We start from the raw sequence: 13,272 nt of genomic DNA on the forward strand, positions 1-13,272 counted from the left end.
CATGCGTTTTTTTTCTATTCCTATACAATTAAAAAACACGACCTAGCTTTCGCCAAGTCGTGTCCATTTTGCCTAAATTAGTATTGTTCCATGTATGTATTCAATTCCCAGTCAGTTACTTGGTGTAAGTATTCTTGGCATTCAATACGTTTGCTTGAGATGAAGTTTGCAGTGATATGTGCACCTAAAGCATCTTGTACAACGCTGTCGATTTCTAATTCGTCTAAAGCGCGAGAAAGAGAGCTAGGTAATTTATCAATGCCACCGTTAACTAATTCATCAGCAGTCATTTTGTATACGTTACGAGAAATAGGCGCTGGTGCAACCATTTCGTCTTCGATACCTTTAAGACCAGCACCTAAGATAGCAGCAAGTGCTAAGTAAGGGTTAGCCGCTGGGTCAACTGAACGTAATTCAACACGTGTTGATTTACCACGAGCAGCTGGGATACGGATTAGTGGTGAACGGTTACGAGTAGACCAAGCAATGTTTACTGGTGCTTCGTAACCTGAAACTAAACGTTTGTATGAGTTTACAATTGGGTTAGCAACTGCAGTAATCGCTTTAGCATGTTCTAAGACACCAGCGATAAATTGCATAGCTGTTTCAGATAATTGTGTTTCAGAATCTGCATCAAAGAAGACATTTTCACTTCCTTTGAATAGAGACATGTTACAGTGCATACCTGAACCATTGATACCGTAAATAGGTTTTGGCATGAAAGTAGCATGCAAGTTGTATTTACGCGCAACAGTTTTAACGATTAACTTGAATAATTGAATCTTATCGCAAGCATCTACAACATCAGTATATTTAAAGTCGATTTCGTGTTGCCCAATCGCAACCTCATGGTGAGAAGCTTCTACTTCAAATCCAAGATCTTCAAGGATCAATACGATTTCACGACGACAGTTTTCACCTAAATCAACAGGCGCAACGTCGAAGTAACCACCAACATCATTTACACGAGTCGTTGGGTTGCCGTCTTCTGCAAGTTTGAATAAGAAGAATTCTGGTTCAGGACCTAAGTTGAAAGCTGAGAAACCTAAGTCATCTAGTTTTTCTACCATACGTCTTAGGTTACCACGCGGATCACCTGCAAATGGTTCACCATCAGTTGTATAAATATCACAAATTAAGATGGCAACTTTTCTATCATCAGAACCCCAAGGGAATACAGTCCAAGTATTCAAGTCTGGGTGTAACTTCATATCAGCTTCTTCGATACGGACAAAACCATCAATAGAAGAACCATCGAAAGCCATTTCGTTATCTAAAGCTTTGTCTAGCTGTGAAACAGGGATTTCAACATTTTTCAAAATTCCGTTAACGTCCGAAAAAGCTAGGCGAATAAAATGTACATTTTTTTCTTGTGCGTCTTTAAAGATTGCTTCTCTTGTCCATGTTGGCATAAAAATTGCTCCTTTTTTTTTGTCGTCCTAAATTTAACTACTTGTGTATTATGAATGTATTTTTAATAGAATGCAAGGGCAAATTAACGTTTTGTGTCACAAAATATAACATGGGAATCGGATTTTATAAAATGTTAACAAGTTCCACATAAAAATCTCATTATTTGTTATAATCAAATTCAAAAGATAACGAAGATAAGAGGAGTTAAGATATGGTCATATTTGGGGCAATCGTGAACGCGATTAGCGTAGTATTTGGGGCAGGTGTGGGGACGACATTCGGTCATCTCTTAAAAAACAACACGCGAAAAGGCATAATGACAGCCGTCGCCTTGGTCGTTATATTTATTGGTATCCAGGGTGCTCTTGAAACAGACGATTTAATCGTCATGGTGCTGTCCTTAGTGATTGGAACCTTAATCGGTGAAACAGTTGACTTCGACAGTAAATTTAACCATTTTGCCTTAAAACTCCAAGAAAGAGTAGCTGGCGAAGGTGGATCTACCTTTCAAGAAGCCTTTGTATCGGCCACCTTATTCGTTGTAGTCGGCGCAATGGCCATCATCGGGTCCCTGCAGTCTGGTTTATTCCTAGACCACACCACCATGTACGCCAAATCCATCTTAGACTTTGTGTTCGTCTTTGTCTTGTCGTCAACGCTGGGGATCGGGTCAGCCTTTGCCGCTATCCCATTATTTATTTATGAAGCAACCTTATCGTTATTATCCGCATCAATAGCGCCCTTATTAGGTGATGTCGTAACCACAGAAATCGGTGCGGTAGGGTCCCTCATTATTATGGGCTTAGGCTTCAATCTCTTACAAATCACAGACATCAAAGTCATGAACATCGCACCATCTATGTTCGTACCAATCGTTTTAATTCCACTATTCAATTTGTTTTAATATTATATAGAAGAATTTATTCAAATTATCACTCAAAAAATCATTTAAAGGGAGAAATTATCATGGAAATGTACACTTATATCGAAGCATTAGCCTCAAGCCAATCAGCACCAGGGGGCGGGTCAGCAGCAGCATATGCCGGAACAATGGGCGCAGCCTTAGGTAACATGGTCCTAAATATTACTATTGAAAAGCAAAAAGGGGCGGACATTGATTTGTTGACGGGTTTAGTCAAGCAAATGACTAGCCACCAAGAAGCACTATTTGCTTTGGTGCAAGGGGATGAAGACGCATCAAACCAACTATTCGGTGCATTCAAATTACCAAAAGCCACTGACCAAGAAAAAGCTGAACGCCTACAAGCGATTCAAGCGGGCTTAAAAATTGCCACCGAAGTGCCTTTGGAAATCATGGACCATGCAACACAAGCCTTAGAAATTATGACCCAAGTCGCTAGCCTAGGACGCAAGTCTGTGATGGCCGATGTCACTGTTGGTACAACCATGTTGAAAACAGCTATCCAAGCAGCCAACGAAAATGTTGAAGAAAACGTCTTGTTATTAAAAGACGAAAACCTGCAAGCAGCATTAGCTGCCAAAGGAAAAGACTTGATTCAAAGAAGTGAAGCCGCAATTCAAACAATTACAGAAACGGTAGCCAGCCGTTAAAAGTTCTATAATTTATAATAGCCTCTTTCACAGGAAATACAAATCCAATACGGGAGAGGTGAACATTACAAACAAAAATAATTACAAATTATTAGGATTCATACGTCGGTACGGTAGGGTTGAAACAAGTACATGTGACTTATATTAAAAAAACGGTATCTAGCCGTCAATAAATCTAACAAGATTGATCCATATAAAGATGATATGGGTCTTTTTATTTGGAAAAACGGAGATTACCTACTAAAGAAATGTTAAAAATTATGCATAACTTAACAAGTACTTGCGGAATTTTAATGAAATCTTTATAATTTAAAACAATAGTGAAAAGATAGGCAAGAATTACAATAAGAAAAGAGATGAAATAAGTGGAAGAAAAACAACAAGAATCACGGTTACTCCGTATTCTTAACGGAATTGAACGTGTAGGTAACAAAATGCCTTCACCAATTATGATTTTCATTTACCTGAGTATTCTAGTTATTCTAGCATCATGGATAATGAGTATGTTTGGGGTATCGGTTGTCAATCCGATTGATAATTCAGAGATTGCAGTAAATAACTTGCTAACTGGTGAATACTTTGCCCGCATGATATCAGAAGCAGGGACAAACTTTGCCGGATTCCCAGCCTTGTCAGCCGTGTTAGTTATTATGCTTGGTGTAGGTATGGCTGAGAAATCAGGTTACTTTGAAGCCGTTCTAACTAACGTAGTGGAGAAAGCGCCCAAGCAATACATCTTGCTGATCATCATTTTTGCAGGTGTAATTGCCAATATCGCTGGGGACGCTGGTCCAATCGTATTGCCACCGTTAGCAGCCTTAACCTTCTTGAAAATTGGTTTAAACCCAATGGCCGGCGCAGTTCTAGGTTATGTATCATCACTCGCAGCCTTTGCGGCCAACGTGATGTTGGGGATGTCTGATGCCTTAGTATTCCCCTTTACAGAATCAGCAGCACAGACTATTTTGCCAGATATTGAACTAAATGTTGCGATGAACTACTATTTCATCTTCGTTTCAACATTTGTATTGGTACCAGTTATTTACTTCGTACTGACTAAAATTTCATTACCACAAATGGGTGAGTACCAACCTGAATTTGCCGGTGAGAAATTACCAGCGGCTCACAAAGGTGGCTCATTATCAGACCAGGAAATCAAAGCAGTTAAATATGCAAACTGGTCATTACTAGCGACAATCGTTATTGTTGCAGTTTTAGCCTTGATGCCAAATTCATTCTTAGCAAATGCTGAAACAGGTTCGTTAATTTCTGGTTCACCATTTATGGATGGTATCACAGTCTTGATGACAATTATGTTCTTCGTACCAGGTTTCGTATACGGTAAGATGACCGGCCAAGTCAAAGATTCACACGACTTGTCTCGGATGTTATCTTCATCAATGGCTGATATGGGTAGCTTCATCGTCATCATCTTCTTCTCAAGTCAAATGATGGCATACTTCTCATGGTCTAACATGGGGACAGTCATTGCGATTTCAGGAGCAGCCTTACTAGAAAGCGCCAATGGTATCGCCTTAATCATCGGATTCATTTTATTATCAATGTTTGTTGACTTCTTTATTGGCTCAGCTTCGGCAAAATGGGCAATCCTGGCACCAATCTTTGTCCCAATGTTCATGCTATTAGGTTACCACCCATCATTCACCCAAATTCTTTACCGTATTGGTGATGGGATTATTAACCCGTTAACACCAATGCAAGCTTATATTCCGGTAGTTCTAGCAGTATTATACAAATACGACAAGCGTTCTGGTTTAGGAACTTTAATGTCTAACGTATTACCTTACTCAGTAGCCATCGGTATTGTGTGGATTATTATGGCAGTCATCTGGTACCTAATTGGTATCCCAGTTGGACCAAATTCACCAGTTTTATTATAAAAAATTATTCAATATAAATTTTGCAAGCAGTCTACTTGGTTAGGCTGCTTTTCTTATGTAAAATAGCCTTATAATAAAATGACTAGAAATGCATGAAAAAATATAAATGAGAAAGTAGGCAAATCAATGGCAAGCGTGATCTTTGGTGGTCATCCAGAAATGGAGACTTCAGCGTCTCATCAATTCCTATACGAAGCAAGACCAAATACCATTCCTTTTATCCAAATTGAACGACCATTCACTGATTCAAATGTGACAGCTTATCAAGAAGCTATCCTAACATCAGACAGATGGCTGCTTCAGTTTCCGTTATTCTGGTATCAAGCACCTGGTTTAGTATCGGATTTTATTCAAGAAGTCTTTAATAAGGAATTTTTAGATACCTATAGTAAAAATTTAAAAGGTAAAGAATTTGGTGTAATCATCTCGGTGGGTGTACCTTTAAGACAGTACCAAGCAGGTGGCCGGGAACAAGTAACCATTTCAGAATTACTTCGTCCTTTCCAATCCTTTGCACGTGCGATTGGCTTAGATTACTTGCCACCATTTGTCCTTGCCCAACATTCCTACCAGCCAGAACATATCCAGCAAGATAACTTGGTCCGTTTTAGACAATACCTAGAACTACCAACCCAGGCAAAATTTGCTGAACGAAACGCTTGGCTGATCGACGAATTAAGGAATATTGCAGGCGATTTTGACCAACCATTACAAGAGCAACTAAATCTGGTTGCTGAAGAATGGGCAGATGAAATGGACAATCTAGGCGACATTGAAGCGCAACTACCTAAAACAAGCTGGCGTTAGGGGGGCAAATCATATGACGGCATTAAACAAGGAGACTAGAACCGGAATGGAAAATGACTTGAAATGGACAGAGGCGATTATTGATCAAGCCATCGAAACAGCAACAGACTATGCAACAATCGCCATACTAAAAAAAGTGAAAGCTGAAATCGCAGAAACTGACAAACGCTTATTACAAGCCCAAGGCAAATTAGACGGCCTAGCATGGAACCACGAAGAATGGTAGTTTGATAGAAGAAATAGCATATCAGTATCAATCGATAGTAGGAAAAGTCTTCAAAACTGCTTGACTTATCCAATGACTTTGATAGAATTCAATGAGAAACGAAAGTTTCACACGTAAATAATCTTGTGCAAGGAATGCACTATGGCACCAATTTAATTGGTGGAGTAGCGATGAATCTGGTAATTAGCGAACTAGTGGTGGGTGAAAACTAGTCAAGGATTGATAGTGAATTACACATAGCAAAATAAATTCCGCCGGCTAGTGCCCGATAACGCACAAAGAGAGGTTGTAAACTAAATGTTTATAACAATTTGGGTGGTAACACGGTAATTGATCGTCCCTGTCTAGGTTTTTCCAATTGGAAGAGCTTAGGGCAGGGGCTTTTTTATTTTATAAAGGGAAAAAGGAGCGAAAAACATGAACATTATTGAAGAATTAGAATGGCGTGGCGCCATCAACCAGCAAACTGACGAAGACGGTCTAAAAGCCTACATCAAAGACAACAAAATCAGCCTATACTGCGGTGTTGACCCAACTGGTGACTCACTACATATCGGTCACTTAATTCCATTTATGGTCCTTAAACGATTCCAATTAGCAGGACACCGTCCAGTTATCTTAATTGGGGGAGCGACAGGTTCAATCGGTGACCCTTCAGGTAAATCGGAAGAACGTAACCTACAATCTATGGAACAAGTAGAAGACAACGCCCGCAAATTAGCTGGTCAAATGGAAAACTTATTCCTGAAAGAAAAAGACGCCGACTTCCGTATGGTCAACAACTACGACTGGACTAAAAACCTGACTTTACTTGATTTCTTACGTAATATTGGGAAACGTTTCAACGTGAATACCATGATCAAAAAAGACATCGTTGCTTCACGTTTAGAAACAGGGATTTCATTTACAGAATTCTCATACCAAATCCTTCAATCAATGGACTTCTTACACCTATTTGAAAACGAAGACGTTCGTCTACAAATCGGTGGGGCCGACCAATGGGGGAACATCACATCAGGTCTAGAATTAATTCGTAAAGAAGCTGGTGCCGACGCAGAAGCCTTTGGATTAACTATTCCACTAATGTTGAAATCGGACGGAACTAAGTTCGGTAAAACAGCTGGTGGTGCGATTTGGCTAGACCCAGAAAAAACGTCACCATACGAATTCTACCAATTTTGGTTAAACCAAAACGATGCTGACGTCGTGAAATACTTGAAATACTTTACCTTCTTAAGCAAAGAAGAAATCGATGCCCTAGAAGAAAAAGTAGCTAGTGAACCAGAAAAACGTGAAGCACAACGTCGGCTAGCAGAAGAAATGACTACTTTTGTTCACGGTCAATCAGGCTTACAAGATGCCCAAACCATCACAGAAGCCTTATTCTCAGGCAATATCGCAGACCTATCAGCCAAACAAATTGAACAAGGTTTCGGTAACATGCCAGGATCAACAATGCCTAAAGAAGGCAACAATTTAGCCGTTTGGTTAGTAGACGCAGGCATCGAAGGATCACGTCGTCAATCACGTGAAGACATCAACAACGGCGCCATCTACATCAACGGTCAACGCCTACAAGACGTCGACTACGAAATCTCAGCAACAGACGCCATCGAAGGCAAATACATCGTCGTTCGTCGCGGTAAGAAAAAATACTTCTTAGTTACCATCGAAGGCGCGTAAATATTGATATAGAAACGATGAAAGACTTGGACCCCGGTTCAGGTCTTTTTTGACAGCATTTTGAACCCACAACGTATACGTAAAACCACCAAAAAAACGCTTGGTAAAACTTGTGTAAATCCTATAGTAACAAGGATTTCAACCTGATATGATAGCCCCGTAATAACCATAAAAGGAGTGATCGATATGTTTAAAAAAAGAAGTTTCTTATACTTGCTGGCCGCCTTATATACAGTGGCTGCACTCGCCTTTCCATCACAAGCCATTCATGCCAAGGGGAAGGGCACAATAGCATCTCTACCAGCTAGCGACCAAAATGCGCAATTACCATTCAATACTACAATTACTAAACGGCAAGCCGTCCTGACCACAGCCAATGACTTGATTGGCACCCCTTATATTTGGGGTGGTAACGACCTATCTGGTTTTGATTGCTCCGGTTTTATTGAATATATTTTTAAGGCAAACGGCTTATATATGCCACGCACAACCAACCAACAACAATATTTTGGCCAACCTGTAGACTTAAACAATGTTCAACCAGGCGACCTGTATTTTTTTGAAGAAGACGACCAGGTTTACCACGTCGCCTTGGCACTCGCGGATGGCTATTATTTACATGCCCCAAGTCCCGGGAAATCTGTTTCATACGGTCATGTCGGCCGCTTTGCCCCACAGTTCGCTAACCGGGTGATTAACGACTTGTAAGCAAGTATTCTAGTAAGTAGATAAGTAGGTAGACTAGTGAATCAGCTTAGGGCAAGTTTGCCATTTTTCGAATTGAATCATTAGGACATTATCAATTATTCGTGACACGGGTGATCGTAAATGTCGTCGAACCCCCTTAAAATACTGGTAAATTATGATATACTATTACGGAAAGAGAATAGACAAATATTAGGGGGCACTCATTCGTGGCTGAAAATAAAGAAACATTTTATATTACAACACCGATTTATTACCCAAGTGGTAAATTACATATCGGAAATACATATACAACAGTAGCATCTGACACACTTGCGCGTTACAAACGTGCGAACGGTTTTGATGTAATGTTCTTAACTGGTGCAGACGAGCACGGACAAAAAATCCAACAAAAAGCTGAAGAACAAGGTATTTCACCGCAAGAATACGTTGATGGTATGGCAGCTGGCATGCAAGAACTTTGGAAGACAATGAAGATTTCAAACGATACTTTCATGCGTACTTCAAGCCAACAACATATTGAAGCCATTCAGTACATCTTCGAACGCTTATTAGAACAAGGTGATATTTACCTAGGTGAATATGAAGGTTGGTACTCAGTTTCTGATGAGGAGTTCTTCACTGAAACCCAATTAGAAGAAGTTTACAAAGATGAAAACGGCAAAGTAATCGGTGGTAAAGCGCCATCTGGTCACGACGTAGAATTAGTGAAGGAAGAATCTTACTTCTTCAAGATGAGTAAATACGCTGATCGTTTACTACAATACTACGAAGAGAACCCGACATTCATCCAACCTGAAACCCGTAAAAATGAAATGATCAACAACTTCATTAAACCAGGTTTAGAAGACTTGGCGGTTTCACGTACATCATTCAACTGGGGTGTACCAGTTAAATCTAACCCTAAACACGTTGTCTACGTTTGGATTGACGCCTTGGCGAACTATATTACAGCTTTAGGCTACCCAAATGCGGATGCTGAAAATTTTGACAAATACTGGCCAGCAAATATTCATTTTGTAGGTAAAGAAATCGTTCGTTTCCATACGATTTATTGGCCAATTATGTTGATGGCATTAGACTTACCACTACCAAAACAAATCTTTGGCCACGGTTGGTTATTGATGCAAGATGGTAAAATGTCTAAATCTAAAGGGAACGTTGTTTACCCAGAAATGCTAGTTGAACGTTACGGTCTAGATGCCTTACGTTACTACTTGATGCGCGAAGTGAAATTTGGTCATGACGGTATCTTTACCCCTGACAACTTCATCAACCGTATTAACTATGACTTAGCGAATGACTTAGGAAACTTATTGAATCGTACTGTTTCAATGGTTAACAAGTACTTGGGTGGTCAAGTGGGTGCTTACCCAGGTCAAATTACTGACTTTGATGCATCATTAGAAGATTTAATCACATCTGAAGTGGCAGCTTACCGCCAATCAATGGATGACCTACAATTCAGTGTAGCCTTAGACCACGTTTGGGAAATCATCTCTCGTACCAACAAATATATTGATGAAACAGCACCTTGGATCTTGGCCAAAGATGAAGCAGAAACTAGTAAATTACAATCAGTGATGTACCACTTGGTGGACTCATTACGTGTGATTGCCATCCTAATCCAACCAGTCATGGTTGAAACACCAGCTAACATCTTTGAACAATTAGGTTTAGATTTTGACACTGACGCAGGTTTTGAAAATGCCAAAGTTGGTTTATACCCAGAAACTGCGAAAGTAGTTGAAAAAGGGCAACCAATCTTCCCACGTCTAGACCACGATGAAGAAGTTGCTTATATCCAAGCGCAAATGGCTGCCAATAAACCAGCTGGCGACGAGGGAGAAGATGAAAGCTTCAACCCTGAAGAAACTGAATTGGTATCCGTTAAAGATAGCCAAATCAAATATGATGTATTTGATAAAGTTGAAATCAAGGTTGCTGAAGTGATTGATGCTGACTTCGTTGAAGGGGCAGACAAATTATTAAAATTCAGATTGGACGCAGGGGACGAGGGTCACCGTCAAATCCTATCTGGTATTCGTGAATTCTATCCAGATCCAAGTGTTTTAATCGGGAAAAAAGTTTGCATCATCGCCAACTTGAAACCACGTAAGATGAAGGGTGAAGTTTCTCAAGGAATGATCCTTTCTGCAGAACACGAGGGTAAACTACAAGTAGTATTTGCACCTGAAGATGCTGCAAATGGTAGTGAAATAGCTTAATGATAACGCGAAGAAGGGGCTGGTTGTCACAGTCCCTTTTTCTAAGTTAAGAAAGGAAAAATATGTTGTTTGATACGCACACACATTTAAATGTAGATGATTTTAATGACGACCGCGATGAAACCATCACTCGGGCTAGACATGCTGGGGTAAGGGGATTTGCTTTAGTAGGTTTTAACTTCAATACCATTAACCGAGCCCAAGAAATGGTCAAGGAAAATGGGGACATGGTTGGAATTTACGGTTGGCATCCAACTGAAGCGGTGGATTACAATGCTGAAGCTGAAAAATACCTATTATCTACTTTAGAAGATGACCGGGTAGTGGCGCTTGGGGAAACAGGCTTGGATTATTACTGGGATACTAGTCCCCGTGACGTACAAGAAAAAGTTTTCCGCCGTCAACTAGCGATTGCCCGCGAATTACAGTTGCCTATTGTCATCCATAACCGGGACGCGACGGCCGATTGTTACCGCATTTTAAAAGAAGAAAAAGTGAGCGACTTCGGTGGCATTATGCATTCCTTTGGTGAAACACCTGAATGGGTCGAGAAATTCCTAGATTTAGGCATGCATGTCTCTTTTTCGGGGGTATCGACCTTCAAAAAAACGGTGGAAGTGCGGGAAGCTGCGAAATTGGTGCCTGATGATAAGATTTTGATTGAGACAGATTCACCGTATTTAGCGCCGGTACCAAAACGGGGCAAACGTAATGAATCAGCCTTTGTAGCCTATGTGGCAGAGACCTTGGCAACGACACGTGAAAGCTCAATTGCAGATTTTGAAGCGCAAACCTTCCAAAATGCTTTGGATTTATTCGCACTGGATTTTGATGGCCAACAATTGGTCAAAAGAAAGTAGATGCGTGATATGACAGCTGAAGACAAACAGGGAGAGATGGCGAAAGCTGAAAATCCATCTGCAAAACAAAAGAAACAGATTAAACAGGTGATTGTAGTTGAGGGCAAGTCAGATACCCAACGGTTAAACCGGCTCTACCAAGTCACAACTATTGAAACTAACGGGTCAGCGGTTGATGAACGGACCTTGCTTGAAATCAAGAAAGCTCATGAACTCCATGGGGTGATTGTCTTTACAGATCCAGATATCTCAGGCACTAAGATTCGTCAAGCGGTTGTGGACGCTGTACCTGGTGTTCAACATGCTTTTATTGAACGAGATGAGGCGAAACCAAGTCACAAGGGGAGTTTAGGGGTTGAGCATGCCTCTGATTCAGCGATTGAAAAGGCACTGGCCAATGTTTACCAGTTGGCTGATCCGTCGGGGGTTGACCTTGAGTCTATCGCACAAAAAGACTTGATTGCCTTGAGGTTGATTGGGACGCCGGATGCCAAAGACAGAAGAGAATACTTATCAAGCCAGCTACACTTGGGTTATGTCAACGGGAAACAGCTTGCGAAACGGTTAGCCCTTTTCCAGATATCATTAGACCAAGTAGCAACAGTGCTTGAAAATTACCAAAAGAAATAGGTGAAAATTATGAATGAACCATTTAAATATATTGCAACGCCGTCAAGAACGGGTGCTATCCTAAAGAAATTCAATTTAGATGCGAAAAAGTCTTTGGGACAAAACTTCCTGACTGAACCGCAAATCCTTCAACATATGGTGGACGTGGCAGGGGTGGATAAGGATACCAACGCTATTGAAATCGGACCGGGAATTGGGGCTTTAACGGAGTTTTTAGCTATCAATGCTAAGGAAGTATTGGCTTTTGAAATTGACCAACGCTTGTTGCCAGTTTTAGCAGATACCCTAAGTGACTACGACAATGTAACAATCAAGCATCAAGATATCTTGGAGGCGGACTTGAATGCGACAATGGCGGCTTTCCCACCTGCTGAGCGGACGGTTGTAGTGGCTAACTTGCCATATTATATTACAACGCCGATTATCTTCAATTTACTTGAAGCTAGCTTCCACTTCGACCAATTCATCTTGATGATGCAAAAAGAGGTAGCAGAACGATTGACAGCAGCCCCAGGAACAAAGGCTTACGGGTCATTATCAGTAGCTATTCAATACTACTGTGACGCGGAAATCGCCTTTACTGTACCGCGGACTGTTTTTAACCCACAACCTAACGTAGATTCGGCTATCTTGGCCTTAAACAAGCTGGATAAACCAAGAATTACTGTTGAAAATGAAGCATTTTTCTTCCATTTAGTACGGTCAAGCTTCAAACAACGCCGTAAGACCATCTGGAATAACTTACGTGCTGCCTTTGGAAAAGAGGAAGTCGTGGTTGAAAAAATGTTAAAAGCCCTTGAAGTTGCAGGTATTGACCAAAAGCAACGAGCGGAAACTTTAACGATTTCAGATTTTGGACACTTGGCAGATGCCCTGTACAAAGAAGATTTGACCTTCCAAGATTAAGATCATTTGGCTAAAATTCTCACCTATTTCTATCATTATTATTGTTGACAATAAAAGACAAAAATGGTATTTAAATATCTTGCATTTTATGGTATACTGTGTGGTAGAGAGGTGAGGGCATGCCAAATAATATTGCAACTATCAAAGCGGAACTTGAAGGAAAAATCGGTGAACGCGTCCATCTAACACAACAGATTGGTCGTAAACGCGTGATGAAACGCCAAGGGGTGCTAAGTGACACTTTCCCTGCTGTTTTCGTGGTTGAACTAGACCAAGAAGAAAACAAATTTGAACGCATCTGCTATAGCTATTCCGATGTGTTAACTGAATCAGTCGAAATT

General features: G+C 40.6%; 13 protein-coding genes. 12 read left to right on the forward strand and 1 reads right to left on the reverse strand.

Annotation, left to right across the window (positions count from 1 at the left end):
- Window positions 1-77: 77 nt before the first annotated feature.
- Complete coding sequence (glnA, locus tag ACRCJ0_RS01595) at window positions 78-1,412, reverse strand: type I glutamate--ammonia ligase (protein ID WP_431389304.1); 1,335 nt, start codon at window positions 1,410-1,412, stop codon at window positions 78-80.
- Between the two features lie 212 nt (window positions 1,413-1,624).
- On the opposite strand from glnA, the gene ACRCJ0_RS01600 reads away from it, so the two are divergent.
- The 12 genes from ACRCJ0_RS01600 to ACRCJ0_RS01655 all read left to right on the forward strand — a co-directional run.
- Entirely contained in the window at window positions 1,625-2,317 is a 693-nt protein-coding gene (locus ACRCJ0_RS01600; protein ID WP_431389305.1) for a DUF554 domain-containing protein, read from the forward strand.
- A gap of 62 nt (window positions 2,318-2,379) precedes the next feature.
- The gene (locus ACRCJ0_RS01605; RefSeq protein WP_431389306.1) at window positions 2,380-2,985 is read left to right on the forward strand and encodes a cyclodeaminase/cyclohydrolase family protein; all 606 of its coding nucleotides are present in this window, start codon (window positions 2,380-2,382) and stop codon (window positions 2,983-2,985) included.
- Between the two features lie 365 nt (window positions 2,986-3,350).
- Window positions 3,351-4,886, forward strand: coding sequence for an AbgT family transporter (locus tag ACRCJ0_RS01610; RefSeq protein WP_431389307.1), 1,536 nt, complete (start codon window positions 3,351-3,353; stop codon window positions 4,884-4,886).
- Between the two features lie 126 nt (window positions 4,887-5,012).
- Window positions 5,013-5,693: an NAD(P)H-dependent oxidoreductase gene (locus ACRCJ0_RS01615; RefSeq protein ID WP_431389308.1), complete on the forward strand. Its 681-nt coding sequence runs from the start codon at window positions 5,013-5,015 to the stop codon at window positions 5,691-5,693.
- A 13-nt stretch (window positions 5,694-5,706) separates the two neighbouring features.
- The gene (locus ACRCJ0_RS01620; protein WP_149358105.1) at window positions 5,707-5,919 is read left to right on the forward strand and encodes a hypothetical protein; all 213 of its coding nucleotides are present in this window, start codon (window positions 5,707-5,709) and stop codon (window positions 5,917-5,919) included.
- 417 nt (window positions 5,920-6,336) lie between these two features.
- A complete protein-coding gene (tyrS, locus tag ACRCJ0_RS01625) occupies window positions 6,337-7,602 on the forward strand; it encodes a tyrosine--tRNA ligase (RefSeq protein WP_026466510.1) in 1,266 nt (421 codons plus the stop codon).
- A gap of 186 nt (window positions 7,603-7,788) precedes the next feature.
- A complete protein-coding gene (locus ACRCJ0_RS01630; protein ID WP_431389309.1) occupies window positions 7,789-8,310 on the forward strand; it encodes a C40 family peptidase in 522 nt (173 codons plus the stop codon).
- A gap of 206 nt (window positions 8,311-8,516) precedes the next feature.
- Window positions 8,517-10,535, forward strand: a complete 2,019-nt coding sequence (metG, locus tag ACRCJ0_RS01635; protein ID WP_431389310.1) for a methionine--tRNA ligase — start codon at window positions 8,517-8,519, stop codon at window positions 10,533-10,535.
- A 62-nt stretch (window positions 10,536-10,597) separates the two neighbouring features.
- Window positions 10,598-11,395, forward strand: a complete 798-nt coding sequence (locus ACRCJ0_RS01640) for a TatD family hydrolase (RefSeq protein ID WP_431389311.1) — start codon at window positions 10,598-10,600, stop codon at window positions 11,393-11,395.
- A complete protein-coding gene (gene rnmV / locus ACRCJ0_RS01645) occupies window positions 11,396-12,025 on the forward strand; it encodes a ribonuclease M5 (RefSeq protein WP_431389312.1) in 630 nt (209 codons plus the stop codon).
- Between the two features lie 9 nt (window positions 12,026-12,034).
- Window positions 12,035-12,931 carry a 16S rRNA (adenine(1518)-N(6)/adenine(1519)-N(6))-dimethyltransferase RsmA gene (rsmA, locus tag ACRCJ0_RS01650; RefSeq protein ID WP_431389313.1) on the forward strand — a complete coding sequence of 299 codons (897 nt, stop codon included), beginning with the start codon at window positions 12,035-12,037 and terminating at the stop codon, window positions 12,929-12,931.
- A 119-nt stretch (window positions 12,932-13,050) separates the two neighbouring features.
- A partial coding sequence (locus ACRCJ0_RS01655; RefSeq protein ID WP_431389314.1) for a Veg family protein occupies window positions 13,051-13,272 on the forward strand: 222 nt, incomplete at its 3' end.

This window comes from Aerococcus sp. L_32, from assembly GCF_050689315.1.